This is a genomic window from Paenibacillus sp. AK002, from assembly GCF_053903045.1.
On the sequence record NZ_CP096377.1, the window covers coordinates 4,644,861 to 4,670,677 of the forward strand.

The following is a 25,817-nucleotide window of genomic DNA, read 5'->3' on the forward strand; positions in this document are numbered from 1 at the left end:
CACCGTATTCACAACAAAAGAAATAATAACATATTTTGCTGACTGAATCAAGTATTTTATCTTTACACCCTCTCTGTAAATCCGTTTAACGCTCACTGGTCTTTAAAAAACCACTTCCAGCATGAAGATCATGCCGGAAGCGGTTAGGCTGAACTTAATTTACGCTTTCTTTCGAGTCATGCAAGCCTTTGTGGCGCTTGCCATAGTATTCAAGGATGTCGTCTACCGTTTGGAATTGAACTTCAGTATGGTTTGTTTCTTCTATTTTTGCTTCCTGTTGTTGTCGATGTTCTGTCATGACAAGATGCCTCCCAGTAATCTCAAGTGTTTCTCCAGATACATATTACCCACTGAAGGAGACGATGCATCAACCATATTAAAAAAGTTGACATTAAAGTATACAATACTGGGCTATGAGCCAATTCTAAAGATAGAAATTCTTGCAGCGGTTTGCGGTGCTATTATCGATTTAGAGACCGGCGATAAATTATAAAGCCCAACGGTATTACCTGCACTTAAATTGATGACGGCAGATCCTGAAACTTCGGCGTTGGTTGAATTCGAGTTCATGTTCGCCGTATTTGTCGTATTACCGTTAACAACGATTCCGAAAGTATTAGGCGCTGTCGAACCAGTTTCCAGCGAAATCTGCCAGTCAAAGTAGTAGAAGCCAGCTGTCACGATGGTCAGCGTCGTGGTACCGTTAAAGGTTACACCTTGAAGTGTGCTTGTTGAAAAAGTAACCGGCGAGTTGGTGGCCACATTTTGTATGACTCCATTGCTGGCATAGATCACACTACCGCCCACGAGGGTAGTAGACCCGGTTGGACCCGTCGGGCCTACCGGACCTGTTGCTCCGGTTGGGCCGGTTGCTCCCGTAGCTCCTGTTACTCCCGTTGCTCCTGTTGCTCCCGTTGCTCCTCTTTCTCCTGTTACTCCTGTTACTCCCGTGGCTCCCGTTGCTCCTCTTTCTCCTGTCGCTCCCGTGGCTCCTGTTACCCCGGTAGCTCCTCTTTCCCCAGTTACACCTGTTGCACCTGTTGCACCAGTTACTCCTGTTGCTCCCGTGCCTCCTGTTGCTCCCGTTACTCCTGTGGCTCCCGTGGCTCCCGTTGCCCCCGTTGCTCCTCTTTCTCCTGTCGCTCCTGTTACCCCGGTGGCTCCTCTTTCCCCAGTTACACCTGTTGCACCTGTTGCACCTGTTGCACCTGTTGCACCAGTTACTCCTGTGGCTCCCGTGCCTCCTGTTGCTCCCGTGCCTCCTGTTGCTCCCGTTACTCCTGTTAATCCTGTTACTCCTGTTGCTCCTGTTGCACCAGTTACTCCTGTGGCTCCCGTTGCCCCCGTTGCTCCTCTTTCTCCTGTCGCTCCCGTGGCTCCTGTCTCTCCGGTTGCTCCTGTTACCCCAGTTGCTCCCGTTGCACCCGTTTCACCTGTTGCCCCTGTTGCTCCTGTTCCTCCTGTTACCCCGGTTGCACCCGTGGCTCCCGTGGCTCCTCTTTCTCCTGTTGCTCCCGTTTCACCTGTTGCCCCTGTCGCTCCTCTTACCCCGGTTGCACCCGTGGCTCCTGTCGCTCCTGTTACTCCTGTTACTCCTGTTACTCCAGTTACTCCTGTTGCCCCTGTTACTCCAGTTACACCCGTTGCCCCTGATGCTCCCGTTACACCCGTGGCTCCTGTTACCCCCGTCGCTCCTGTTACCCCCGTCGCTCCTGTTACCCCCGTCGCTCCTGTTACCCCCGTCGCTCCTGTTACCCCCGTGGCTCCTGTTACCCCTGTTGCTCCTGTCACTCCCGTTGCACCCGGTTCACCTGTCGCTCCTGTTATTCCTGTAGCTCCTGTCGCTCCTGTTGCTCCTGTGGCTCCTGTTACTCCTGTTACTCCCGTGGCTCCCGTGGCTCCCGTTGCCCCCGTTGCTCCTCTTTCTCCTGTCGCTCCCGTGGCTCCTGTTACCCCGGTGGCTCCTCTTTCCCCAGTTACACCTGTTGCACCTGTTGCACCTGTTGCACCTGTTGCACCAGTTACTCCTGTTGCTCCCGTGCCTCCTGTTGCTCCCGTGCCTCCTGTGGCTCCTGTTGCACCTGTGGCTCCCGTTGTTCCTGTGGCTCCCGTTGCTCCTGTTGCTCCTGTGGCTCCCGTGGCTCCTGTCGCTCCTGTCTCTCCGGTTGCTCCTGTGGCTCCCGTTTCACCTGTTGCTCCGGTTACTCCTGTTTCACCTGTAGCTCCTGTTACCCCCGTTGCTCCTGTTTCACCTGTTGCCCCTGTCGCTCCTGTTCCTCCTGTTACCCCGGTTGCACCCGTGGCTCCTGTCTCTCCGGTTGCTCCTGTTACCCCCGTGGCTCCTGTTACTCCTGTTGCTCCTGTCGCTCCTGTGGCTCCCGTTGCTCCTGTCGCTCCTGTCGCTCCTGTTACCCCGGTTGCTCCTGTTGCTCCCGTAGCTCCTGTCGCTCCCGTGGCTCCTGTTGCTCCTGTTGCACCCGTGGCTCCTGTTGCTCCTGTTACCCCCGTTGCACCCGTTTCACCTGTTGTTCCGGTTACTCCTGTTACTCCTGTTGTTCCGTTTGCTCCTGTTGCCCCAGTTGCTCCTGTTGCTCCCGTGGCTCCAGTCTCTCCAGTGGCCCCCGTTACTCCTCTTTCTCCTGTGGCTCCAGTGGCTCCTGTTACCCCCGTTGCTCCTGTTGCACCAGTTGCACCCGTGGCTCCGGTGGCTCCTGTTGCCCCTGTTGCTCCTGTTACCCCGGTTGCCCCTGTTGCCCCTGCTGCTCCTGTTACCCCGGTGGCTCCCGTTGCACCTGTTGCTCCTGTTACTCCAGTCTCTCCTGTTGCCCCAGTCTCTCCAGTGGCTCCTGTTGCTCCTGTTGCACCAGTTTCTCCGGTTACACCCGTTGCTCCCGTGGCTCCTGTTACCCCCGTTGCTCCCGTGGCTCCTGTTACACCTGTTGCTCCTGTTGCACCAGTTGCTCCCGTGGCTCCAGTGGCTCCTGTCGCTCCCGTAACTCCCGTTGCACCCGTTTCACCTGTCACTCCTGTCACTCCTGCCGCTCCTGTTGCTCCCGCTGCTCCAGTCTCTCCAGTGGCTCCTGTTGCTCCTGTCACTCCCGTTGCACCCGGTTCACCTGTCGCTCCTGTTACTCCTGTCACTCCCGTTGCACCCGGTTCACCTGTCGCTCCTGTTACTCCTGTTGCTCCTGTTACCCCCGTTGCTCCTGTTACACCTGTCGCTCCAGTTGCTCCTGTTGCCCCAGTTGCTCCTGTTGCCCCAGTTGCTCCTGTCTCTCCCGTTTCACCTGTAGCTCCGGTTGCACCCCTTGCTCCTGTTGCTCCTGTTGCTCCTGTCGCTCCTGTGGCTCCCGTGGCTCCTGTTACCCCGATTACCCCCGTTGCGCCTGTAGCTCCCGTTGCACCCGTTTCACCTGTTGCTCCGGTTACTCCGGTTACTCCTGTTACCCCCGTTGCCCCTGTTACTCCTGTTGTTCCGTTTGCTCCTGTTACCCCAGTTGCTCCAGTGGCTCCTGCCGCTCCGGTGGCTCCTGTCGCTCCCGTCTCACCAGTTGTTCCTACTCCCGTTACTCCCGTTGGGCCTGTCGATCCTGTCACACCCGTCAATCCCGTCGCTCCGGTTGCTCCTATCTCGCCTGTCATTCCCGCTGCACCTGTTACTCCTGCCGTTCCCGTCATTCCTATTGTTCCAGTAGCACCTGTAGCTCCCATTGCCCCAGTTGCACCTACCGCTCCCGCCGCTCCTCTTGCACCTGCTGCACCCGTCGCTCCCGTTGACCCCGCTGCACCAGGAACACCCGGTACTCCTTGGGGACCTGCGGCTCCTGTTTCACCCGTCGGTCCCGTTAGATCTTGTACATTTTCAGCGAAATCCTGCACCATCATACTTTGAACGCTTTCGGCACTTATTCTTGAAACAGATAACAAAGAAAACAACAACCCATTCCGATCAGTTGTCGGTATATCCAAAGTTGTTACCGTTTCTCCAAGCATATTGGTATAATTCATCAATCGATCATTCACTTGCATCGGAGACGCGCCTTCCACCAGTGATGCTATTACGTCCTGGGGCGCTGTCTGCAAAGCTTCCCGCTGCGCTGCTGAAGCCCCCAAAAGGGATAATTGTTGATTGATGTCTTCAAAAACAACTCCTAATCTATTCGCGGATTCCATCCCTGGATTCGTCACTGCGTCCGCAATATATAACGGGAGATTATCGACTAAGTTGTGTAATGGGATCAAATCCATTCTTTCTCGTGCATAACCCCATCTGTTGAGAGAATTGCTAATTTCAAGAACGGATGATCTAATCAATCTTCCTATTCCGATGCGCTCGGCATAAGAAAGGATAAGTACTGCAAAAAAGTTTATTCGATCTATAATTTCTCTGCTATTGTTCATATTAGAAATAACCAATACTTGTTCAGCGGCCATACGAATAAATCGCTTTTCGCTTCTAGAGAGTGACATATTGGAAGACAACAATTTTTGGATCCGTTGAACTTGTCTTTTTAGCCGAATGAAGTTTTCATTTACCGGTTGCTCAATGAATATGCGGACAAGTACTCTCAACTGGCGAAACGACCAAACCAGGCGACTCAACCAAAGCTCTCTTAACCTCGTTCGCCTGGGCACTGTTTTTCGTGAAGTCGTGCACTTCAATTTGCCGCGATTTCCTCTCCGTGGGGAATCCAATATGCTTCACTCCTCGTTCTGCTTCTCTGGACTCAGCAAACACCCATATCTGCAGACTATTCACTGGGCGAACAATAGGTTCGAAATCTCACAGTTGAGCCGCAACAAAAAAAGAGAAGGCCCATTTACGAGAAGCCCTCTCTTTTCGTCATCCAAGTTATTCGTTTCATTTTCCCTTGCCGCTTTGGGCACGTAATTTCTCAAGATACGCCTTATCCTGTTTCGAAAGCTCCAGTCCCTCCAACAATTCAGGGCGTCTTTCCCATGTCCGTTTAAGCGCTTGTTCACGGCGCCATACATCGATATTCGCATGATGACCGCTTAGCAAAATATCCGGCACCTTCCAGCCGCGAAACTCCGCCGGACGTGTATAGTGCGGGTATTCCAGCAGGCCTGTACTGAATGAATCCGTCACCGCCGAGGTTTCATTCCCAAGTACACCCGGCAGCAATCGGACGACGGAATCGATGACCACCATGGCCGGCAGCTCTCCGCCGGTAAGCACGTAATCTCCGATGGATAACTCATCCGTCACGAGAAACTCGCGGATTCGTTCATCGTAACCTTCGTAATGCCCGCATATAAACACCAGATGCTCTTCTTGAGACAACTCTTCCGCCTTCTTCTGCGTAAAAGTCTCTCCTTGCGGGCACATCAGAATGACTCGCGGAGGTTTGGCTGCGCCGGTGATTTCAGCCGAAATCTCTCCGGGAGGATGAGCTCCCTCACCATGATTCGGATTCGAAGCGAGGATGTCCTCTACCGCAGCAAAAATCGGGTCCGGTTTTAACACCATTCCGCCACCGCCTCCATATGGCGTATCATCGACTTGCCCATGCTTGTTCCCGGCATACTGGCGGAAATTGATGGCATTCAGGTTCACGATTTCTTTCTCGGCCGCTTTACCCAGAATACTCGAATGGAACACGCCATCAAACATTTCGGGAAACAGCGTCAACACATCAATCCGCATGGACTATAACAACCCTTCCATCAGATGCACGCGGACAAGCTTCGATTCCTTGTCGACATCCAGCACGACATCCGGTATGGCCGGGAGAAGAATTTCTTTTCCCTTAGGCGTTTTGACAACCCATACGTCATTGGCGCCTGGCGTCAAAATCTCGGAAATCGTGCCAAGCTCCTCAGCCGGTTCCTCATCCGTCATCACCTTGCAACCAATGATCTCGTGGAAATAGTACTCGTTCTCCGGAAGCTCCTCCTGAAGATCCTCGGTGATTTTCAGCAGCGAGCCCTTATATTTTTCAGCCTCGTTAATCCCATGAAGCTCCTTGAATTTCAGGACATACATGTTTTTATGAAAGCGGGATGTTTCGACCGTTACTTCAATCTTATTCCCTTTGTCGGGAACGATATACAGCTTGCTCTTCGCGGCAAAACGCTGGTCGGCAAAATCCGTATGCGGCATGACCTTAACTTCGCCGCGAATGCCGTGCGTGTTCACGATTTTGCCTACGGTATACAACTTTTCAGACATGGTCTTCCTCCTGCATCACTTAATGAACGTTCCAAGCTGGTATGACCGGCTGATTTCTTCAGCATGTACGAAAAAGGGCTAGGACATGCATCCTAACCCCCTTTCGTATATTTTAAGAAATGATATCAACGGTCACCCGTTTATCCATTTTAACTGCCGCCGATGTAACGACTGTACGCAATGATTTGGCGATACGCCCTTGTTTGCCTATGACCTTCCCGACATCGTCAGGATGCACGTACAGTTCATATACAATCAAGTGCTCCTTCTCAACGGTTTTCACAGTCACATCTTCTGGATGATCCACTAAAGCCTTAGCAATAACGCGAACTAATTCTTCCATAGATAACCCTCGCGATCAGTCTTATTTCTGATGCTTCAGCTCATGAAACTTCTTCATTACGCCCGCTTTGCTAAGCAAGTTGCGAACCGTGTCAGATGCTTGCGCACCATTTTGAAGCCAGTTCAGTGCTTTCTCTTCATCGATCTTAACTTCAGCCGGTTGAGCAACCGGATTGTAATAACCGATTTCCTCGATAAAACGGCCGTCACGTGGGGAACGGGAATCAGAAACCACCACGCGGTAGAAAGGAGCCTTGTGAGCACCCATGCGTTTCAGACGAATACGTACTGCCATTTGAAAATTCACCTCCTTCAAAAAATGTCCATTCGATATAACCGGGGCTTAACGGAACGGAAACTTCATGCCTTTTCCGCCGGTCAGGCCCTTCAGCTGCTTCAAAGCCTTGTTCTTTCCGCCTTTAGGACCCATCATATCCGAGAATTGCTTCATCACACGGCGCATTTCGTCAAACTGCTTGATGAGCCGGTTCACTTCAGCCAGCGAGGTTCCGCTGCCGGCCGCAATCCGTTTACGACGGTTGTGATTGATAATGTCAGGCTGCTGCTTCTCCGCCGTTGTCATGGAGTGGACGATAGCCTCGATGCGTCCCATCTGCTTCTCGTCGACCTTGAGATCCTTGGCTTGCTTCATTTTGCCCATGCCTGGAATCATATCCATCAGCTGATCCAGAGGACCGAGCTTCTTCACCTGATCCATCTGCTCCAGGAAATCCTCGAACGTAAATTCGGCATTGCGCATCTTACGTTCCATTTCCTTGGCCTTGTCCGCATCAATGTTCGATTGTGCTTTCTCGATAAGAGACAGCATATCGCCCATGCCGAGGATCCGCGATGCCATCCGTTCCGGATGGAACGGCTCGAGCGCATCAATCTTCTCCCCGAGCGCCGCAAATTTAATCGGACATCCGGTAACGGCCTTAACCGAGAGGGCAGCACCGCCTCGGGTGTCACCGTCCAGCTTTGTCAGCACGACGCCCGTGAGCGTCAGCTGCTGGTTGAAGCTTTCCGCGACATTCACCGCATCCTGACCTGTCATCGCATCAACGACAAGCAGGACTTCATCAGGATTCACCACGCTGTGGATCTGCTTCAATTCTTCCATCAGCTCTTCATCGACGTGCAGCCGGCCGGCGGTATCGATAATGACATAATCGTGGCCGTTATCTTTGGCATGCTGCAGGCCCTGCTTCGCGATTTCAACCGGGCTTGTCTTGTCTCCTAAGGAGAATACCGGCACATTGATCTGATTGCCGAGCACTTCGAGCTGCTTGATCGCAGCGGGACGATAGATGTCGCCTGCCACGAGCAGCGGTCGGCTGTTCTGCTTCTGAAGCAGCTTAGCCAGCTTGCCCGAGGTCGTTGTCTTACCGGCACCTTGCAAACCGGCCATCATAATGACCGTCGGCGGCTTATTGCTCTTCGCCAGTTTGGCTTGGCTTCCCCCCATCAACTCCGTCAGCTCTTTGTTAACGATGTCGATGATCACCATGCCGGGCGTAAAGCTGTCCATCACTTCCTTGCCGATGGCCTTCTCTTTTACTTTGGATACGAAATCCTTAACCACTTTGAAGTTAACGTCGGCTTCCAGAAGCGCTAGTCTAACTTCACGCATGGCGGCTGTTACATCTTCTTCGGACACCTTGCCTTTACCACGAAGCTTGCTGAACACATTCTGTAGTCTGCTGGTCAATCCTTCAAACGCCATATCCGCCACCTCCGTTCATACTTAATCCCATACTTTTAATCGTTCGACCATATCGGTCATTACATGCTTATCATGTTCGTCCAGGTCGCTAGTCTCCACCATTTCCCGAAACTTATCCAGCTCTCGGACACGCGCCTCATGCTTGCTCAGGAGCCCCAGCTTCTCTTCATAAGACTCGAGCACCTGCTCTGCGCGCTTAATATGCTCATAGACGGCCTGACGACTAATCTCAAATTCGCCGGCGATTTCACCCAGGGAAAAATCGTCATGGAAATAATATTTCAAAAAGGTCTGCTGTTTCTCTGTCAGCAGCTGCTCATAGAAATCGAACAGCAAATTGATCCGGTTCGTCTTCTCGAGCCGATTCTCCTGACTCATTTAAGGGCACCCCCTCGTCAAGGAAAAACACTTTACAGTTCGCTTAACGAACCTTATCATACAAAAAACGAAGAAGGATGTCAAGCCATTTCCCTTGTCATCCTTCATCATGTTCAGAAAGCCGTCTTCCCAGCGGTTCAACCGATAGGCAGAAGGTAAATCAGTATCGCAAAAAAGTGGAGAATCGAGCCTGCCAGCACAAACAAATGCCAGATGGCATGATGGTACGGGAAACCTCTCCATACATAGAAAATGGTACCCAGCGTGTACAGCACGCCGCCAAGAACAAGCAAATTCATGCCTTGAGGCGCGACTACCGCCGTTAACGGATTCCAGGCAATGACGATCAGCCAGCCCATCGCAATGTAGAAAATCGTGGAGAGGAACAGAAACCTTTTGACAAAAAACGCTTTAAATACGACGCCGAACAGCGCAATGCCCCATACGATTCCGAAGAGACTCCAGCCCAGCGGCCCCCGGATGGCGACCAACAGGAATGGCGTATATGTCCCCGCGATAAACAAATAAATGGAAGAGTGGTCCATGAACTCAAAGAAATCCTTGGCTTTCCCGTCCCTCAAGCCGTGAACGAGCGTTGAGCTCAAATACAGCAGAAGCATCGTGGATCCGTAGATCGTAAAGCTCACAACATGCCAGGCCGTGCCCTTCAAGCTTGAAAAAACGATCAGGAGCACCAGCGCGGCAACGCTTAACGCGGCTCCTATGCCATGCGTTATTGCGTTCGCTATCTCTTCTCTGCGCGGATAAGTGTAAGTATTGGCCATAACAGTATCCTTTCGCTTGAAATCTTATAGAGGTTCTTCAAAAAGCCATCATCTACCTTCATCCAACTGAAGCGTTTTGAATAAACGCACATCGGAAGTTTAAGCTTCGGTGCTGAACACCTGACTTTCTGAACCCGACTTATACTTCATTATAAGCTCTGCCGGCATGCAAAATCCAGCGGACCCCCATATCGGCTTCTTTGCGGTAGGGACGCGTTCCGAACACAACAAGAACCTTCTTGGAATTCACGAACCTTCACTCTCCCTCTTTTTATATGAAAAGACAGGATTGAAAACGTCATATTTTAAGCAATATATGGGAAGCTGATAGATTCGTTCCGGCCAGGGGAAAGCTTGTAGAAATCAACCATTTTTCAGCGATTCGGCGCATTCGTCCAATTCTATGAAGCTAGCAACGCATATATTATCCCGAGTACAAAAGAAAGGAGGAAACCTCTTGGCTGTCATCATTTATCCGAGAACGATGAACTGGTCGTACATGAAACAGAGACCGCAGCAGCTTATGGCGCAATTGGGCTCGCTTGGTCATCAGGTTTTCTTCGAAAACCTGGCCCCGCTCGATAACGAGTTCAAAGAAATTGAACCGAACGTGTATCTGTTCACCGATACCAAAACGTTTCTGCACAAAAAGCTGCCTGCCCTCCGCAAAAAACATCCCATTGTCGTCTGGACCACCTGGTCTAAGCTCCGGACGCGCATTTCCACGCTTTTCAAGCCCGATATTACGATCTACGACTGCTGTGACGAATTTCCGCATTGGGCTAAATATGAACCGAAAATGATTGATGAGGCGGACCATGTCGTGTGTACCGCAGAGGTGATCCACACCCGGTTGTCCCTGGCTTATCCGGATAAACCGCTCACCCTGATCCCGAATGGAGCTGATTCTTCATTTTTTCATATTCCATTCAGCGAAAGACCCGCCGATCTCCCTCCGGGTCCTGTTGTTGCTTATATCGGAGCCTGGGCTTATTGGGTGGACCATGAGCTGTTCGCTAAGGCCGCCCTCCGGTTTCCGAACGTCCAGTTCGTTTCCATTGGTGCTCCTTACGGCAGCTCCGGCGATTATTCGAAGCTTCAGAACGTGCATATTCTCGGGGAAAAGCCGCACCAAGAGCTGAAGCGTTACCTTACTCATATCGACGTTGCATTGATTCCCTTCCAGTACCATCCGATTACGCTCGCTACCAATCCGGTCAAAGCATACGAGTATATGGCTTCCGGCGTCCGGGTGCTGTCAACGGCGCTGCCGGAATGCATTGCCATGGAGCCGCACGTCACCACAGCGACGACCCATGATGATTTCCTGAGCAAGCTGGCAGCCATGCTGGATCGCCCGGATACGGCAGAGCATAAGCTCGCCCGCATAGCCTTCGCCAGAGAGAACCGCTGGGTTGAACGCGGATTGAAAGCCGATCAAGTGATCCGGCAAGCCATCATGAACAAAAGCATGAATGCCCAGTGATCCCTTACGCCATGATTCGTACGCAGCCGTTCGGCTATAGGTCCACCGATGCCGCATCTTATCGTGAGCGGGTCATTCAGGAAGTCTCAGGAACAGACCGCGAGTGGATTTTATGGAGCTGCAGCTTGTCGTTTACCCATCGGGCATCGTCGGCTCTGATCCCAATGCCGCTTCATATTCCGGACCATATCGTCTGTATATGTATGAGCGGTGCCCCGATCTATTGGAGAAGAGCCTGGCTTCTTGCCGCCCTCGCCGGCTGGAATGACAGGCTACCCGCTGCCAGATTTCTGCCTTATGATCTCCTGCCAGTCGATTCCAGCCTAACGTTACACCTGGAAGCGGCGCATAACCCACCGTATCAAAAGGAACTGGAGTATATTCTCCCCATACTGTCTGCAACACGGAGGCTAGATAGCGCCGCTGACCCCGAAGGGGCTTTATCCTCCAAATCGTCTCAGCAGCCAGAAGTCTCCATTCTCATGAGCATTCATAACATGAAGGACACTTTAGGCTGGAGCATTCGTTCCGTACTGGCGCAAACGAACGAAAACTGGGAGCTGTTAATCGGCGATGACGGCTCGGAGGACGAAAGCCTGAAGGAAGCCTGCGCTTTTCATGACGGCCGAATACGGGTGACAGCAGAATCGCGTAACCGAGGAAAGGCGATCATGATGAATCGGCTGCTTACGGAAGCAAAAGGTCACTATATTCTGGAATTGGACGGGGATGATTGGCTGGCACCCGATGCGGTTGCTCTCCTATCCGATGCGCTTGACAAAAATCCGGACGGGCTGATCGCCACGGGCAGATACGGATGTTGGGAACGAACCCGGCAGCTCGGTCCGTTATGGAGAAGGAATGTTGACTCCGGCAAGCTATATTCGATATACTCTCCGTCCTTCAATCGATCGCATGAACACGGCCACCCGCTCGTTCCCCGAATGTACCGCAAATCTTCCCTGGTCGCCGTTGGCGGATGGCGAAATCGCGAGGATCGTTTCGGACGCATCTTCGAAGATATCGATGTGACCGCACGCGTTCTTAAACAAAGTTCGCCGATCATGGTGGATGCGCTGTTGTATCATCGCGTCATTTATGGCGGCAGCACCAGCCAACGAAGCAGCAGCCTCTTCGAAGCCTGGTATAAGCAATCCATGCAGGGTTAGCGCTTGAAAAGGAGGTGATACGTCATGCATATTGCCGCTTCCGGCTACTACGGAATGGGAAACTTCGGCGATGATTTGTTTCTTCACACCCTTCGGCAAGTATTCCACGAACACCACGTCTATCCTTGGAATTCCCGATTGGATCCCGGTCAGACGGATGCCTTTATCATCGGCGGTGGCGATTTGATCACACCTTACTCGTTCAATTCGTATTACTTCCCTTCGCAGCTCAAAGGACAACCTACCTGGGTTTACGGCGTCGGCATCGTCGATGCCTACCCGGAACACACCTGGCCTGAAGACCAGGTGTCCGCCTACCGGGAGATGATCTCCCAGGCAAAACGCGCGGTGTTCCGGGATGAACGATCGTCGGCCATCGCCAAGCGGGCTGGCTTTCACCGAAACGTCGAAACGGCCCCAGATATGGTATTCGGCTACCGTCAGCCCGACATCCCGGTAAAACGATTCTCGAAGCGTCCAACGATTGGCGTTGTTGTGTTTTCCTATGAATCGTTCCCGATGGATATTATGACCAAATTGCTGGGTCATCTTGTCGCAGTAGGCTATCATGCCGTCCTTATTCCGGTCATTCATCATCCGGGGAACGCGTATTCCGATTACAACACATGCCTGCAATTACAGCAGAAGGTAAGGGAGCTAACACCCGGTGCTTCCATTGAAACGCTGCCGTTTCTCATGGATATTGAGCTCACCTACCGTTTCATACAATCCGTGGACTATCTGATCTCGTTCAAGCTTCATCCATCGCTGGCCGCTTTACGCGGAGGCAAACCCGTACTGGCGCTCAGCACCATGGGCAAAGTGCACAGCCTGCTGAGTTCTTTTCATCTAGGCCAATACTTTACGGATTACCGTCAGCCGCTTGATGTGCTGGTGGATAAAACCGAGAGCTTCCTAAAATACGGCCCTGGTCGCGTGCAGCAGATGATGCCGCTGATTCGGGCAGCCGAGAAAAAAAGCACAGCCTCGCTCCTCGATTTAAAGGATCACATCGAAGAGCACAACCGTTGGTAATACAGAAAGGAGAATGAGCATGTGTTGCTTCCTGTTCTGCAGAAAGCTTGCCGGACGAGTAAAAAAACTAACGCGGCAGGTCGAGCTTCTAAGCCAGGAAACCAGTCAATTGACCGATAGGGTGGAATCCCTGGAGAGCCAGGTGCTCACGGGGCTAACCATTAATCCGGAACTGACTCAGTACTTCGAAGTCCGCACCGGTCAACAGGTTCGAGTAAGCACAACGTTTGTCACCTTGGAGGGGGTCGTTTTGGCCACCGCCGAAGACGGCGTTCAGCTTCGTGAAGCATCCGGTGACCTCGTGCTGATTCCGTTCGCCAATATTACTTCCGTTCAGTAATTCCCTTAGGGATCTGAAGATCGGATTCAAACTTTCATTTACGGCAAGGAGGTTAACCGATATGCGCTACGTGGATTGGCTGCAAGGATTTATCGGCTCGGAAACCGAAGTAACGGTGTCGGGAGATGTCATCATCGGCACGCTGAACGAAGTGGGCGAGGGAACCATCACCTTAAAAGTACCGCCGATCATCTATGGCCCGCCAACCGATACCGCCATCATCCCGCTTCGCTCGATTGAATTCGTTCGAATCGTTTCTTCATAAGAATATGTATGCATGGCTCTTGGACCGAACAGAACATGAAAAAGGACCGAAAGTAAGTCTTTCGGTCCTTTTCATATACCTGCTCGCTTTCGCTAGACAAGAGTTTAGCCTTGTTGTTCTGCGGCATTCTCTTCTTCTTTGATTAAACCCGCAAAGAGAGCATGCACAAACTGCTCCGAATCGAAGGTCTGGAGATCGCCCATCTTCTCTCCCAAGCCCACCAGCTTCACCGGCAAATTCAGCTCTTGACGAATCGCGATGACGATTCCGCCCTTAGCCGTACCATCGAGCTTGGTTAACACGAGGCCGGTCACGCCGCTCTTCTCGCCGAACAGTTTCGCCTGGCTCAACGCATTCTGTCCCGTCGTCGCGTCAAGGACCATCAGCACCTCGTGCGGGGCACTTGGAATTTCGCGTTGAATGACGCGGAAGATTTTGTTCAGCTCTTCCATCAGATTCGTTTTGTTCTGAAGGCGTCCCGCCGTATCGCAGAGCAGGACATCCGCCTGCCGCTGCTTGGCAGCTTGAACCGCATCAAACATGACGGCTGCCGGGTCTGAGCCGGGCTGCTGTTTAATGACTTCTACGCCAACCCGCTCTCCCCATACCTCCAGCTGCTCGATCGCACCCGCCCGGAACGTGTCTCCCGCTGCGAGCAAAACCTTCTTGCCCTCCTGCTTGTAACGATGCGCCAGCTTGCCAATCGTTGTTGTCTTGCCGACTCCGTTAACGCCCACGAACAGGATGACCGTTATTCCGTCCGGATTCTCCCGCAGCTCGTTGCTGCTGTCATCACGGAGAAGTCCCATCAGCTTCTCGGACAATACCGGCTGCAAATCGGCAGCGTCCTCGATCCGCCGTTTCTTCACCTCGGCACGAAGATCGTCCATCAGATCCATCACCGTATTGACGCCGACGTCAGCGCCAATCAGAATCTCTTCCAATTCCTCGTAGAACTCCTCATCGATCTTTTTCCGGCGAATCACCAGGTCCGATACTTTCTCGATAAACCCCTTCCGGGTTTTCTCCAACCCGTCGCGGAACTGTTTTGTTACGTTTTCCGTTTTGCTGGAAATGCTCTCTTTTAACCTCTTAAAAAAGCTCATACGTACCTCCATGTCGTTATGTTAAATTAGGCAATCTCCGCTTCCTCATTCTCAAGCTTGACGGATACCAGCTTCGACACGCCGCCTTCCTCCATCGTGACGCCGTACAGCACGTCCGCCTCTTCCATCGTTCCTTTGCGGTGGGTGACCACAATAAACTGCGTTTGTTCAGAGAATTCGCGCAGATACTGGGCAAATCGTACCACGTTCGCTTCATCTAGCGCCGCTTCGACTTCGTCCAGCACGCAGAACGGAACCGGCTTCACCTGCAAAATGGCAAACAGCAGCGCCATAGCCGTTAATGCACGTTCTCCGCCGGAGAGCAGCTGCAGATTCTGCAGCTTCTTGCCTGGAGGCTGGGCAACGATATCGATCCCCGTCTCAAGCAAACGTTCCGGATCGATCAGGATCAGGTCGGCTCGTCCTCCTCCGAACAGCTTCGTAAACACCGTGCCGAACTCGCGCCGGATGGCATCGAAGGTCTGCTTGAAGCGCTTGGACATTTCATCGTCCATTTCCTTAATGACTTGGTAGAGCGTCGTTTTTGCTTCCACCAGATCCGCCTTCTGCTCGCTCAGGAAGAGGTATCTCTCATTGACGCGCTGGTATTCTTCAATGGCCCCGAGATTGACGTCCCCCAGGGAAGTGATCGACCGCTTCAAATCACGCACTTCGTTCTGAGCGGCCGTGATGTCTTCCGGAATCGGATACCGCTGCTTGGCAAGCTCGTAGCTCAGCTCATAGTCCTCGCTTAACTTCTTCAATATATTTTCAAGCTCCACATCGAGCCGGTTTACCCCAATCTCGGTCTGGCGCAGCTGATCATCCACGGACCGCAGCTGGGTGCGCTGTTCCTTGGTTTCGCTCTCTTCCAGCTCCAGCTTCCGGCTTAGCGCGGTGCGTGCCGCCCGTTTGAATTCGAGCTGCTGCGTGGCTTCTTCCTTCTTCAGCTTGTACTGGTTCAGATCCTCGATCTGCTTCACGCTCTCGCTTTCGTTCTGACTTAAGTCTGCTTGAACGGAGGCCAGCATCGTGCGGTTCTGCTTCTGTTCCTTCTCATGGTTGTCAACATCCGATTGCAGGCGTTTCAGCTGCTCCTCCAGCGAGAAGGTTTCCTGATCCAGCTTTCCTTCGCGAACCTTGAGGGTTGTCAGCTGGCTCTGAAGCTCTTCCTTGGCCGATTCATTTGCTTTTCGGGCAAACTCTGCCGCTTGGATCGCCAGATGGGTGGACTTCTCTTCTTCCTCCAGCTCAGACAGCAGCTTCTGTGCGCGTTCACGGCTTTGCTGAATTTCCTTGGCTTCCTTCTCTTGACTGCTCTTCTCTTCGCCTGCAAGCTCGGCTTGCTCAAGAACGTGACGCAGCTCATGCTCCAGCTGCTTGCGGTCGCCCGCAGCCTGCTGTTCCTCGATCCGTTTGTCGTCTCCGGCTTTGCGAAGCTCGTCCAGCTTATCCTGAGATTCAATCATTTGATTCCGAACGCCTTCAATGCCCTGCTGGAGCTTCTCCAGCTGCTTCTCCGTTTCCGAAATTTCCTGATCGAGCTGTTCCAGCTGCCGTTTGCGTCCCAGCAGGCTGCTTGTCTTTTTATGCTGACTGCCGCCCGTCATGGAGCCGCCTGCATTGACGACGTCTCCCTCTAGGGTGACAACGCGGAATCGATAGGAGAATCGGGCCGCGATCTTATTCGCTTGCTCCAGGGTCTCGGCGATAACGACATTGCCGAGCAGACTGCCGACGATGTTGCTGTATCTGGAATCATACTTCACCAGCTCGGAGCCAAACCCTACGAACCCGGCCTCCCCTTCCGCCAAGTGCCGGTCGGATGCCGATACGTTCCTTGGACGAATAACGTCCAAGGGCAGAAATGTAGCACGGCCTAACTGGCGCTGCTTCAGGAAGGAAATCGCCTGCCTCGACACGGATTCGTTCTCCATGACGATATGCTGAACCGACGCGCCAAGGGCGGTCTCCATCGCAAGCTCCAGCTTCTCCGGTACGCGAATGAGCTCGGCCACCGCACCATGGACGCCATGGAGCACGGATTTGCGCGAAGCCTTCAGCACTTCCTTAACACCCAGCATAAATCCGTCAAAATCATCCTGAAGCTCTTTCATGGTATCCCGGCGGGATATTTGCGCTTCCCGCTTCTGCTCCCATTTCCGAAGGGCTCCCTGCGTCTCCTCCTGCAGTTTCTGCAGGGACTGATACCGCTCGCTTTCGCTGATGTAACCGCTGCGAAGGTCCGCAATTTCTTTGCCGAAACGTTCAATGCTTCGATCAATGCTATCTTTGCGACGGAGCAGATCTTCTTTCAGGGCTTCCCATTTGCCGGATTCCTCCTGCGCCCGGTTCATCCGCCGGTCGAGTGCCTCCTGCTGCTGGTCGGCATACCGAATTTCATTCCGCGCCTGCGCCATTTGGTTCATAAGCTCCAGCAAATTCCCCTTCAAGCTCTCTTCCTGCTGCTGGCTGATACCGCCGGTTACGCCAACCAGCTTTGCTTCTTCCGCCGACAGCTGATCCCGAACCTGGGTAAGCTCCTGCTGCAGATCCTGCAGCTTGCTCTTCATTCTCGCGAGCTCGCCTACACGCTCTTCCAGACGATGATCGCCCGAGTGCAAGCTTTCTTCCAGCTGCTCGCGCGTACGTTCCAGGTTGCGGCGGCGTTCCTTGAGCACCTCGCCATAACCCTCGCTCTTCTCGAACAGCTCACTGAACTGAAGCAGCTGACTTTGCAGATCCTCAACTTCCTGCTCCAGCTGGCGCAGGGCCGATCGGTCGCTCTCCAGCTTGGCATCATGCGCGGAAACTACGGTGGATAAGGCAAGCTGCTCTTCCTTCAGTTGTTCCAGCTTGGCATTGGCCTCGCTCCATGAGGTATGTATCTGTTCGATCTGATACACGTACAGCGAAATTTCCTTGTGCTTCAGCTCCTCCCGGAGCTCCTTGTAGCGAATGGCCTTCTCGGACTGCTCTTTGAGCGGTCCGATCTGATCCTCCAGCTCGGTGACCAAATCATGGATGCGAAGCAGATTTTGCTCCGTTTCATCCAGCTTGCGCACAGACTCTTTTTTACGAGACTTATATTTAACGATCCCGGAAGCTTCCTCAAAAATCCCCCGGCGATCTTCTGATCGTGTACTCAGAATTTCCTCAATGCGGCCTTGTCCAATGATGGAATAGGCTTCTTTGCCGATCCCGGTGTCCATGAACAGCTCCGTAATATCCTTCAACCGGCAGGACTGCCTGTTAATGAAATACTCGCTGTCCCCGCTGCGGTGCACCCGTCTGGTTACGGTCACCTCGTTAAAATCCAGCGGCAGCACATGGTCCTCATTGTCCAGCGTAAGGGAAACCTCCCCATAGTTGACCGCTTTACGCGCATCGCTTCCGGCAAAGATAATGTCCTCCATCTTGCCTCCGCGGAGGGATTTAGCGCTTTGCTCGCCAAGCACCCAGCGGATCCCGTCGGAAATATTGCTCTTGCCGCTGCCATTCGGACCTACAACGGCCGTGATTCCCCGGACAAACTCCATCTCCGTCTTGTCGGCAAACGATTTAAATCCTGCTAACTCGATCCGTTTCAAAAACATATTCGAACTATCACCTCTCCTGCTATTGTACCACAAGTAGAATCGGCTTCACCGCCGTCTTTGGACGAGGTCCATCAACGTTATAAGCAGCTGTCCCCTTAAACAAAAGACAGACAACGAAAAGAGCAAAAAACAGTCATCCTATCCGGGTCCGGTTATCCGCTTGACTGCTCTTTGCTCTTTGTTTGTCATCACATCAGCGAAGCTTTAGGCATCCGCACGTTTCAGCTGCTTTAAGGCTACCGCCGCTGCCTGCTGCTCGGCTTCTTTCTTGGATCTGCCGCTTCCGCGTCCAAGACATTCGCTTCCCATGTATACCTCCGAGACAAACTCCCGCTCATGCGCCGGTCCTCGCTCTTCTACGATACGATATTCCAGTGCGCCCATGCCGTGATGCTGGGTCAGTTCCTGAAGCTCGGTCTTATAATCGCTCATCTGCGGTCGACCGTTGACGGTCACCGTAGGGAAGACGTGGTCGCTCAAAAACCGGCGTACCGCTTCCAATCCCTGATCCAAATAAAGCGCCCCCACAAATGATTCGAATACGTCCGCAAGAAGAGCCGGGCGGGTTCGACCGCCCGTCATTTCCTCTCCTTTGCCTAGCAGAACGTAACGTCCAAAGTCCAGACTTACAGCGAATTGCACCAGGGAGGGCTCGCATACGATAGCGGCCCGCAGCTTGGTTAATTCGCCTTCCGGACGGTCCGGAAAAAGGTTGTACAAGAATTCGCTGACCGTCAGTTCCAGAACGGCGTCTCCGAGAAATTCAAGTCGCTCGTTGTCCTGGCTCTGACTGAAGCGATGCTCGTTTACATAAGATGCGTGGGTAAAGGCCTGCTTCAGCAGCATTGCATTGCGAAACTGGATTTGAAGTTTATGCTGTAACTGCTTCAGATCTCCACTCAACACACTGTCCCCTTACTCGGCGTATTTTTTCAGGATAATCGTGGCATTATGCCCGCCAAACCCGAACGAATTGGACATCACTACATCCAAATCGGCTTTACGCGGGTGATTCGGTACGTAATCCAGATCGCACTCCGGATCCTGATCCTCCAGGTTAATCGTCGGTGCAATGGTCTGGTTCTTCAAGCTCAATCCGCAGATAACCGCCTCGACACCGCCGGCGGCCCCAAGCAAGTGACCTGTCATCGACTTGGTCGAGCTCACGGCCACTTTGTATGCATGGTCGCCAAGAGCCATCTTTACGGCCTTCGTTTCCGAGCGGTCACCCACCGGCGTAGAAGTCCCGTGAGCATTAATGTAATCCACGTCTTCCGGCGCAATGCCTGCGTCGCGGATCGCCATCTTCATGCAGCGGGCTGCCCCGTCCGGATCCGGCTCGGTAATGTGATGGGCATCGGCGCTAAGGCCGTAACCAATCACCTCGGCATAAATCTTGGCTCCGCGTTTCAACGCATGCTCAAGGGATTCGATGACGAGCACGCCGGCACCTTCACCCATGACAAAACCGTCGCGGCCGGTATCGAATGGCCGGCTGGCCTTCTCCGGCTCGTCATTGCGGGTCGACATTGCGCGCATAGCGCAGAAACCAGCCATCCCCGTCGGACGAATGGTCGCCTCCGCCCCGCCGCAGATCATGACGTCGGCATCGCCGCGCTGAATCAGGCGATAGGAATCGCCGATCGAATGCGTTCCGGTAGCACAAGCCGTCACTTGGGTGGTGTTCGGCCCTTTGGCTCCCAGATTGATGGACATCTGCCCTGAGGCCATGTTGGCGATCATCATCGGAATAAAGAAGGGGCTTACACGTTTCGGGCCTTTTTCCAGCAGGATGTTATGCTGATCCTCCCAGGTTCCCAAACCGCCGATACCCGATCCGATGGAAACGCCGACCCGCTCTGCATCGGCATTCACGCCGATATCAAGACCGCTGTCCTCCAGCGCCTTCGAACCGGCTGCCACAGCTAGCTGCACAAATCGGTCCATCTTGCGGGCTTCCTTGCGGTCCATGTAATCCTCCGGGTTGAAATCCTTCATGGACGCAGCGATCTGCGTGGTGTAATCACTCACGTCAAATGCTTCGATGCGGGATACGCCGGACTTGCCTTCCATCAAACTGTTCCAGAATGTATCAAGATCTTGACCAAGCGAGGTCATGACTCCCATTCCTGTTACAACGACTCTTTGTTTCAAACAGACTCACCTCTATATGGACTGCCCGTCCATCTATGAAACCGTAAGGACTCAAGATGAACCAAGGCAGTAATAATCTATCACTTGTTAGAACTAAAGCTTTGATTGAATGTGGAGAAGTCCCGCCTTGCTAAAGAACGGGACTTAACTGTAATGACTTAGGTATGAGATTGTATGTAGTTTACAACTTCACCTACGGTCGTAATTTTCTCCGCATCTTCATCAGAGATCTCCATATCAAACTCATCTTCCAACTCCATCACCAATTCAACTACATCGAGAGAATCAGCTCCAAGGTCGTCTTTGAAAGATGCTTCTAATGTTACGTCGGCTTCGTCAACACCCAGGCGGTCGATAACGATGCGTTTTACGCGTTCCAATACATCGGACATCCGGCTCACCTCCTCTTGGTCATTATACGAGATATGACTTCAAATTGCCATAGAAGGCATTTGAAAACGATTTAGCGCCCGGCGCGTCAAGCGCCGGAACAGCAGCGGCTCTACATGTACATGCCGCCATCCACATGCAGCACCTGTCCAGTCATATAAGACGCGCTGGAAGATGCTAGGAAAGTCACCACGCCGGCAATCTCTTCCGGCTGGCCTAAACGGGCCAGCGGAATTCCGCCAAGCAGGCCTTCGCGCATGTCCTCGGGAAGTTCACGAGTCATGTCGGTATCGATAAATCCTGGCGCTACCGCATTTACCGTAATGCCACGGGAAGCCAGCTCCCTCGCGGCTGATTTGGTCAGACCGATGACGCCGGCTTTGGCCGCGACATAATTGGCCTGTCCCGGATTGCCAAGCGCTCCGACAACGGAGGATATGTTGATAATGCGTCCATAGCGCTGCTTCATCATGGGACGCGTCACCGCTTTGAGGCAATTGAATACCCCTTTCAGATTCGTTTCAATCACCTGATCGAACTCCTCTTCCTTCATGCGCATGATTAGATTATCTCTAGTAATCCCTGCATTATTCACCAAGATATCAATTCGACCAAAAGTCTCTAACACCTGCTTAACCATCGCATCGGCTTCCTCGGTCCGTCCGACGTTGGATTTAACCGCGATCGCCGAAACGCCCTTTGCACGAATCGCCTCCACAACCTCGGTTGCGGCCGCTTCGCTTCCTGCATAATTGACAGCAACGTTCGCGCCCAGATCGGCAAGTGCGAGAGCAATGCTCCGGCCGATTCCTCGGGAAGCACCCGTAACAAGCGCAGTCTGTCCTTTTAGAGCTTCACTCATACCTATTCCTCCTTTCCAGAGTGATCCGGTTGACATCAAAAGCTGTTTAAACAACCGTCTCCAAACTGTTGACGCTCTCCAGACTATTCACATTCATGACTTTGACGGATTTGTCAATTTTCTTGATCAAACCGCTGAGAACACTGCCGGGGCCAATCTCGACGAAGGTGTCCACGCCTTGAGCGATCATCCACTCCACGCTGTCATGCCACAGCACAGGGGAATAGACCTGCTCCACCAGCAAACCGCGGATGGCAGCGGCATCTTCCACCGGACGGGCCGTCACGTTGGCAACCACCGGAACGGAAGGTGCGTTGAACGAAGCCTGCGCCAGTTTGCCGGCCAGACGCTCTGCCGCCTCCTTCATTAAGGAAGAATGGAAGGGGCCGCTGACTTCCAGCGGGATGGCCCGCTTGCCGCCGGCTTCCTTGACTCTTTCTGCAGCAGCTGCAACGCCTTGAGCCGAACCGGAGATGACGATTTGCCCCGGGCAGTTCATGTTCGCAAGCTCTACGACATGCCCCTCTGCCGAAATGCCCTTGCACAGCTCGGCCAGGGCCTCCCGGTCTGCGCCGAGAACGGCTGCCATGGCGCCTTGTCCTCCCGGAACGGCAGCTTCCATGTATTCGCCGCGTGTTCTAACGATCGACACGGCTTCTTCGAACGAGAGCACGCCTGCGCATACAAGCGCACTGTACTCGCCGAGGGAATGGCCCGCAACGTAATCCGGCACGATTCCTTTGCCGCGAACGGCTTCCAGATAAGCCATGCTGGTTGCGAGCAGAGCCGGCTGCGTATTGACGGTTTGCTTCAAATCTTCATCAGGGCCATTAAAAATAATGGAGCTGAGCGGAAATCCAAGCTGAGCATCCGCGGTTAGAAATAGATCGCGTGCGGAAGGAACCGCATCATAGGCGTCTTTTCCCATTCCGACGGACTGAGCGCCCTGACCCGGAAATATAAATGCTGTTTTACCCAAAATCGTTGGCTCCCTTCTCTTCTTTCACTAGTCCTGTTAAATCCATTCGGTTTACCAGATGAGTACTGAGGAACCCCATGTCAATCCGCCGCCAAAACCAACCATCAGCACCTTGTCCCCTTCTTTCAGGCGGCCGGACTCCTGGGCTTCCACGAGCGCCAGCGGCACGGAAGCGGCCGAGGTGTTGGCATACTTGTCAACATTGATGACGACCTTCTCCTCCGGAAGCTCCAATCGCTCCATGGCCGACTTGATAATCCGGATGTTCGCTTGATGAGGAACGAATAAATCAATATCCTTTTTGTCGATGCCTGCTTTGGATAGGACGGCTTCCGTGGCAGTGCCCATGACCCGCACCGCAAACTTGAACACTTCGCGGCCGTTCATGTAAATGTAGTGTTTGTTGGTGTTAATCGTTTCAGCGGACGCAGGCAATCTCGAGCCGCCTGCCTCGATATACAGATGGGCCCCGCCCGCGCCTTCCGCGCCTAGATCAAACGCCTGGAATCCGCGGCCTTCCGGCACTTCGCCTACGATCGCCGCTCCGGCGCCGTCACCGAACAGGACGCAGGTGTTGCGGTCGGTATAGTCGGTAATCCGGGACAAGCAGTCCACCCCGATGACCAGGGCGTTGTTGTACATGCCCGTTTTCACGAAGTTGGTGGCAGTGGCCAGGCCGTATACAAATCCCGAGCAGGCCGCGGACAGGTCAAATGCCGCTGCTTTCTTGGCTCCAAGCCGATCCTGGAGCAAACAAGCGGTCGATGGAAAGAACATATCCGGCGTAATGGTCGCCACAATAATCAATTCCAGATCCTCAGCCTGCATGCCGGCGGATTTCAACGCATTCACAGCAGCTTGATAAGCCAAATCCGAAGTCGCTTCGTTCGGCGCGGCAATATGCCGCTCGCGGATCCCCGTCATCGAGACGATCCATTCGTCGCTAGTATCTACCATTTTCTCTAAATCGCTATTGGATAAAATCTTTTCAGGCACGTATTTGCCTGTGCCAATAATACCGACCGGACGCAAATTGTTCATTTCCTCACTCACTTCCCGCTGATTTCATTCGAAATACTCTCTACCAACCGGTTCTGCAGCGCCGTTCGGGCTTGACGAACCCCATTCTTGATGGCGTTCGCATCCGACGAACCGTGGCTCTTGACAACCAGGCCGCCCAGACCAAGCAGCGGCGCACCGCCATGCTCCTTATAATCGAGCGTCGATTTCAGGCTGCGAAGCTCCGGCATCATCAATGCGGCAGCCATCTTGGTCTTAAGGGACTTGCCGAACTGCTCCTTCAACAGCGAAAAGAGTGCACCGGCTGTTCCTTCAATCGATTTTAACAGAATATTGCCCGAGAACCCGTCGCAGACAAGTACGTCGCAAACGCCGTTCATGACATCGCGCGACTCCACATTGCCAACAAAATGAATAGGCAATTCCTCAAGCAATGGATACGCGTGCTTCGTCAATTCGTTGCCCTTGCCCGGCTCGGTGCCGACATTTAACAGCCCGACGCGAGGTTTGGCGATACCGTGCACCTTCTCGCGATACAGGCTGCCCATCAGCGCATACTGCTGCAAATGTTCCGGCTTCGAGTCCATATTCGCTCCGAGGTCCAAGGCGAGCATCCCCTTGCCGTCGAGCGTAGGAATCATTGGGGCCAGCGCGGGGCGCTCAATCCCTTTCATCCTGCCCACGACGAGCAATCCGGTCGTCATGAGCGCTCCCGTGTTGCCCGCCGAGATCATGGCATCCGCTTCGCCTTCCCGAATCATCCGCCCCGCCACGACCATCGACGCATCCTTCTTCCGGCGAACGGCCTTAACCGGCTCATCCTCCGCTTCAATGACCTCGCTCGCATGAACCACCTTCAGATTGGACGGCTTGTCCTTCAGAAAGGCTCCAATCTGGGCCTCATCCCCGACGAGGATGATCTCGGTGTCGCTCCATTCCCGTGCGGCAATCAGCGCGCCGTCGACGTTGCTCTGGGGGGCATTGTCCCCGCCCATCGCATCAACCACAATTCTCATGCCAAATTTCCTCCTTCACTTATGTCATTCCCCTGCAGATCGGTAGATTACGAAATTCCCCTGAAACACCATTTCATCAGCGACATAAGTAAACACTTCCACCTTGGCCTTCCCCTTCTGGCCGGCAATGGACCTGACGTAGGCTTTGGCAATGCATTTCTCGCCGAGGCGCACCTGTCTCAAAAACCGTATATCCGCTGAAGACGTCAATGCGATTTCTTCATTGATCACGGCAATGGCAAGCGAATTGGCCTGAGCGAACACATAATGTCCGCGGGCAATCCGCGTTTTGCTGAATACATGTTCCTCACGGATTTCAAATATCGATATTCCGCTCTTGTCCAACTGCAGGTCAACGACATCCCCGATCACCTCTTCGAGCGACAAGGAACGAACCTGGTCATAGGAATGCTCCGCCATCTGCTTCATTCGCTCACGGAGCTCCGGGATGCCCAGTTCCATACGGTCAAGGCGTATCGTTTGAATGCTTACTTTAAGCTGGCGAGTCAACTCGCGGTCCGTAACAAAGGGATTCTCGTCGATCAGCTGAATCAGCCGCTGGTGACGGTCTTTCTTGGATAAACGATCGATGACGAAACAACTCCTTCTGCCGCTATGATAGCCGCCAATCTTCAAACATACTTATATGTAAATTAGTCGCAAATATTAGAACCTGGTACTAATGTTAAGTATAAATCATGTCACGTTAAAAAGAAAGAGGGACTTGAGACAAAAAAAATAGCACCTCACCAAAGATGAAGTACTACTTATTTAGAAACTATTGTTTGATGATCTCTCTTGCTTTATACGTTCCGCACACTTTACATACGCGATGAGCAAGCTTCAATTCACCACATTGCTCGCATTTCACCATGCCTGGCACAGCCAGCTTAAAATGAGTACGACGCTTGTCACGACGTGTTTTGGACGTTCTACGTTGAGGTACTGCCATGTTCCCACCTCCTTATCAAT

The 25,817-nt window shown here is 53.0% G+C and carries 25 protein-coding genes and 1 pseudogene; 5 read left to right on the plus strand and 21 right to left on the minus strand.

Features of this window, described 5'->3' with window-relative positions; all coding sequences use genetic code 11:
• Positions 1–154 precede the first annotated feature (154 nt).
• From M1D70_RS20575 to trhA, 10 genes and pseudogenes are all read right to left on the minus strand, one after another.
• Positions 155–298 (minus strand): hypothetical protein, encoded by a 144-nt coding sequence (locus M1D70_RS20575; RefSeq protein ID WP_162939111.1) that lies wholly within the window; start codon positions 296–298, stop codon positions 155–157.
• A 113-nt stretch (positions 299–411) separates the two neighbouring features.
• The gene (locus M1D70_RS20580) at positions 412–3,885 is read right to left on the minus strand and encodes a hypothetical protein (RefSeq protein ID WP_456290472.1); all 3,474 of its coding nucleotides are present in this window, start codon (positions 3,883–3,885) and stop codon (positions 412–414) included.
• Between the two features lie 438 nt (positions 3,886–4,323).
• Positions 4,324–4,635: pseudogene (locus M1D70_RS20585) on the minus strand (collagen-like repeat preface domain-containing protein); the annotation flags it as partial.
• A gap of 226 nt (positions 4,636–4,861) precedes the next feature.
• Positions 4,862–5,668: a tRNA (guanosine(37)-N1)-methyltransferase TrmD gene (gene trmD / locus M1D70_RS20590; protein WP_456287793.1), complete on the minus strand. Its 807-nt coding sequence runs from the start codon at positions 5,666–5,668 to the stop codon at positions 4,862–4,864.
• Between the two features lie 3 nt (positions 5,669–5,671).
• Positions 5,672–6,193 carry a ribosome maturation factor RimM gene (gene rimM / locus M1D70_RS20595; RefSeq protein ID WP_009594996.1) on the minus strand — a complete coding sequence of 174 codons (522 nt, stop codon included), beginning with the start codon at positions 6,191–6,193 and terminating at the stop codon, positions 5,672–5,674.
• A 112-nt stretch (positions 6,194–6,305) separates the two neighbouring features.
• Complete coding sequence (locus M1D70_RS20600; protein WP_006211360.1) at positions 6,306–6,536, minus strand: KH domain-containing protein; 231 nt, start codon at positions 6,534–6,536, stop codon at positions 6,306–6,308.
• Between the two features lie 21 nt (positions 6,537–6,557).
• Positions 6,558–6,830: a 30S ribosomal protein S16 gene (rpsP, locus tag M1D70_RS20605; protein WP_006211361.1), complete on the minus strand. Its 273-nt coding sequence runs from the start codon at positions 6,828–6,830 to the stop codon at positions 6,558–6,560.
• 48 nt (positions 6,831–6,878) lie between these two features.
• Positions 6,879–8,261 (minus strand): signal recognition particle protein, encoded by a 1,383-nt coding sequence (gene ffh / locus M1D70_RS20610; protein WP_009594989.1) that lies wholly within the window; start codon positions 8,259–8,261, stop codon positions 6,879–6,881.
• A 21-nt stretch (positions 8,262–8,282) separates the two neighbouring features.
• Entirely contained in the window at positions 8,283–8,639 is a 357-nt protein-coding gene (locus M1D70_RS20615) for a putative DNA-binding protein (RefSeq protein WP_009594991.1), read from the minus strand.
• Between the two features lie 137 nt (positions 8,640–8,776).
• A complete protein-coding gene (gene trhA, locus M1D70_RS20620; RefSeq protein ID WP_456287794.1) occupies positions 8,777–9,424 on the minus strand; it encodes a PAQR family membrane homeostasis protein TrhA in 648 nt (215 codons plus the stop codon).
• Positions 9,425–9,881: 457 nt separating this feature from the next.
• On the opposite strand from trhA, the gene M1D70_RS20625 reads away from it, so the two are divergent.
• The 5 genes from M1D70_RS20625 (at position 9,882) to M1D70_RS20645 (ending at position 13,719) form a co-directional block, all read left to right on the plus strand.
• Entirely contained in the window at positions 9,882–10,910 is a 1,029-nt protein-coding gene (locus M1D70_RS20625) for a glycosyltransferase (RefSeq protein ID WP_009595000.1), read from the plus strand.
• Positions 10,911–10,921: 11 nt separating this feature from the next.
• Positions 10,922–12,079 (plus strand): glycosyltransferase family 2 protein, encoded by a 1,158-nt coding sequence (locus M1D70_RS20630; RefSeq protein WP_456287795.1) that lies wholly within the window; start codon positions 10,922–10,924, stop codon positions 12,077–12,079.
• 24 nt (positions 12,080–12,103) lie between these two features.
• Entirely contained in the window at positions 12,104–13,114 is a 1,011-nt protein-coding gene (locus M1D70_RS20635) for a polysaccharide pyruvyl transferase family protein (protein ID WP_456287796.1), read from the plus strand.
• Between the two features lie 13 nt (positions 13,115–13,127).
• Positions 13,128–13,454, plus strand: a complete 327-nt coding sequence (locus M1D70_RS20640; RefSeq protein ID WP_433940644.1) for a hypothetical protein — start codon at positions 13,128–13,130, stop codon at positions 13,452–13,454.
• Between the two features lie 61 nt (positions 13,455–13,515).
• Entirely contained in the window at positions 13,516–13,719 is a 204-nt protein-coding gene (locus M1D70_RS20645) for a hypothetical protein (protein ID WP_009594997.1), read from the plus strand.
• A gap of 104 nt (positions 13,720–13,823) precedes the next feature.
• On the opposite strand, the gene ftsY is transcribed toward M1D70_RS20645, so the two are convergent.
• The 11 genes from ftsY to rpmF form a co-directional block, all read right to left on the minus strand.
• Entirely contained in the window at positions 13,824–14,825 is a 1,002-nt protein-coding gene (gene ftsY, locus M1D70_RS20650; RefSeq protein ID WP_009595001.1) for a signal recognition particle-docking protein FtsY, read from the minus strand.
• 26 nt (positions 14,826–14,851) lie between these two features.
• The gene (smc, locus tag M1D70_RS20655) at positions 14,852–18,421 is read right to left on the minus strand and encodes a chromosome segregation protein SMC (RefSeq protein WP_009594988.1); all 3,570 of its coding nucleotides are present in this window, start codon (positions 18,419–18,421) and stop codon (positions 14,852–14,854) included.
• Positions 18,422–18,628: 207 nt separating this feature from the next.
• Positions 18,629–19,327, minus strand: coding sequence for a ribonuclease III (rnc, locus tag M1D70_RS20660; RefSeq protein WP_036663972.1), 699 nt, complete (start codon positions 19,325–19,327; stop codon positions 18,629–18,631).
• A gap of 12 nt (positions 19,328–19,339) precedes the next feature.
• Entirely contained in the window at positions 19,340–20,578 is a 1,239-nt protein-coding gene (gene fabF / locus M1D70_RS20665) for a beta-ketoacyl-ACP synthase II (RefSeq protein ID WP_456287797.1), read from the minus strand.
• A gap of 158 nt (positions 20,579–20,736) precedes the next feature.
• Positions 20,737–20,970 (minus strand): acyl carrier protein, encoded by a 234-nt coding sequence (gene acpP, locus M1D70_RS20670; protein WP_006211375.1) that lies wholly within the window; start codon positions 20,968–20,970, stop codon positions 20,737–20,739.
• Positions 20,971–21,080: 110 nt separating this feature from the next.
• Entirely contained in the window at positions 21,081–21,830 is a 750-nt protein-coding gene (fabG, locus tag M1D70_RS20675; RefSeq protein ID WP_009594984.1) for a 3-oxoacyl-[acyl-carrier-protein] reductase, read from the minus strand.
• A 46-nt stretch (positions 21,831–21,876) separates the two neighbouring features.
• The gene (gene fabD, locus M1D70_RS20680) at positions 21,877–22,809 is read right to left on the minus strand and encodes an ACP S-malonyltransferase (protein WP_009594994.1); all 933 of its coding nucleotides are present in this window, start codon (positions 22,807–22,809) and stop codon (positions 21,877–21,879) included.
• A gap of 51 nt (positions 22,810–22,860) precedes the next feature.
• On the minus strand, positions 22,861–23,850 hold the full coding sequence (locus M1D70_RS20685) for a beta-ketoacyl-ACP synthase III (RefSeq protein WP_456287798.1): 990 nt from the start codon (positions 23,848–23,850) through the stop codon (positions 22,861–22,863).
• Between the two features lie 8 nt (positions 23,851–23,858).
• Positions 23,859–24,845: a phosphate acyltransferase PlsX gene (gene plsX / locus M1D70_RS20690; protein ID WP_009594999.1), complete on the minus strand. Its 987-nt coding sequence runs from the start codon at positions 24,843–24,845 to the stop codon at positions 23,859–23,861.
• Positions 24,846–24,869: 24 nt separating this feature from the next.
• Positions 24,870–25,475 (minus strand): transcription factor FapR, encoded by a 606-nt coding sequence (gene fapR, locus M1D70_RS20695; protein ID WP_456290473.1) that lies wholly within the window; start codon positions 25,473–25,475, stop codon positions 24,870–24,872.
• A gap of 148 nt (positions 25,476–25,623) precedes the next feature.
• Complete coding sequence (gene rpmF / locus M1D70_RS20700) at positions 25,624–25,797, minus strand: 50S ribosomal protein L32 (RefSeq protein ID WP_006211382.1); 174 nt, start codon at positions 25,795–25,797, stop codon at positions 25,624–25,626.
• Positions 25,798–25,817 lie beyond the last annotated feature (20 nt).

What these genes read in the sequence shown, in the direction of transcription:
- acpP (WP_006211375.1), bottom strand. Translation starts at nt 20,970, where the DNA reads ATGTCCGATGTATTGGAACGCGTAAAACGCATCGTTATCGACCGCCTG.
- M1D70_RS20645 (WP_009594997.1), top strand. Translation starts at nt 13,516, where the DNA reads ATGCGCTACGTGGATTGGCTGCAAGGATTTATCGGCTCGGAAACCGAA.
- M1D70_RS20580 (WP_456290472.1), bottom strand. Translation starts at nt 3,885, where the DNA reads ATGATGGTGCAGGATTTCGCTGAAAATGTACAAGATCTAACGGGACCG.
- fabG (WP_009594984.1), bottom strand. Translation starts at nt 21,830, where the DNA reads ATGAGTGAAGCTCTAAAAGGACAGACTGCGCTTGTTACGGGTGCTTCC.
- M1D70_RS20635 (WP_456287796.1), top strand. Translation starts at nt 12,104, where the DNA reads ATGCATATTGCCGCTTCCGGCTACTACGGAATGGGAAACTTCGGCGAT.
- M1D70_RS20600 (WP_006211360.1), bottom strand. Translation starts at nt 6,536, where the DNA reads ATGGAAGAATTAGTTCGCGTTATTGCTAAGGCTTTAGTGGATCATCCA.
- M1D70_RS20630 (WP_456287795.1), top strand. Translation starts at nt 10,922, where the DNA reads ATGATTCGTACGCAGCCGTTCGGCTATAGGTCCACCGATGCCGCATCT.
- trhA (WP_456287794.1), bottom strand. Translation starts at nt 9,424, where the DNA reads ATGGCCAATACTTACACTTATCCGCGCAGAGAAGAGATAGCGAACGCA.
- rimM (WP_009594996.1), bottom strand. Translation starts at nt 6,193, where the DNA reads ATGTCTGAAAAGTTGTATACCGTAGGCAAAATCGTGAACACGCACGGC.
- rpsP (WP_006211361.1), bottom strand. Translation starts at nt 6,830, where the DNA reads ATGGCAGTACGTATTCGTCTGAAACGCATGGGTGCTCACAAGGCTCCT.
- M1D70_RS20615 (WP_009594991.1), bottom strand. Translation starts at nt 8,639, where the DNA reads ATGAGTCAGGAGAATCGGCTCGAGAAGACGAACCGGATCAATTTGCTG.
- M1D70_RS20640 (WP_433940644.1), top strand. Translation starts at nt 13,128, where the DNA reads ATGAGCATGTGTTGCTTCCTGTTCTGCAGAAAGCTTGCCGGACGAGTA.
- ftsY (WP_009595001.1), bottom strand. Translation starts at nt 14,825, where the DNA reads ATGAGCTTTTTTAAGAGGTTAAAAGAGAGCATTTCCAGCAAAACGGAA.
- ffh (WP_009594989.1), bottom strand. Translation starts at nt 8,261, where the DNA reads ATGGCGTTTGAAGGATTGACCAGCAGACTACAGAATGTGTTCAGCAAG.
- plsX (WP_009594999.1), bottom strand. Translation starts at nt 24,845, where the DNA reads ATGAGAATTGTGGTTGATGCGATGGGCGGGGACAATGCCCCCCAGAGC.
- M1D70_RS20575 (WP_162939111.1), bottom strand. Translation starts at nt 298, where the DNA reads ATGACAGAACATCGACAACAACAGGAAGCAAAAATAGAAGAAACAAAC.
- rpmF (WP_006211382.1), bottom strand. Translation starts at nt 25,797, where the DNA reads ATGGCAGTACCTCAACGTAGAACGTCCAAAACACGTCGTGACAAGCGT.
- trmD (WP_456287793.1), bottom strand. Translation starts at nt 5,668, where the DNA reads ATGCGGATTGATGTGTTGACGCTGTTTCCCGAAATGTTTGATGGCGTG.
- M1D70_RS20685 (WP_456287798.1), bottom strand. Translation starts at nt 23,850, where the DNA reads ATGAACAATTTGCGTCCGGTCGGTATTATTGGCACAGGCAAATACGTG.
- smc (WP_009594988.1), bottom strand. Translation starts at nt 18,421, where the DNA reads ATGTTTTTGAAACGGATCGAGTTAGCAGGATTTAAATCGTTTGCCGAC.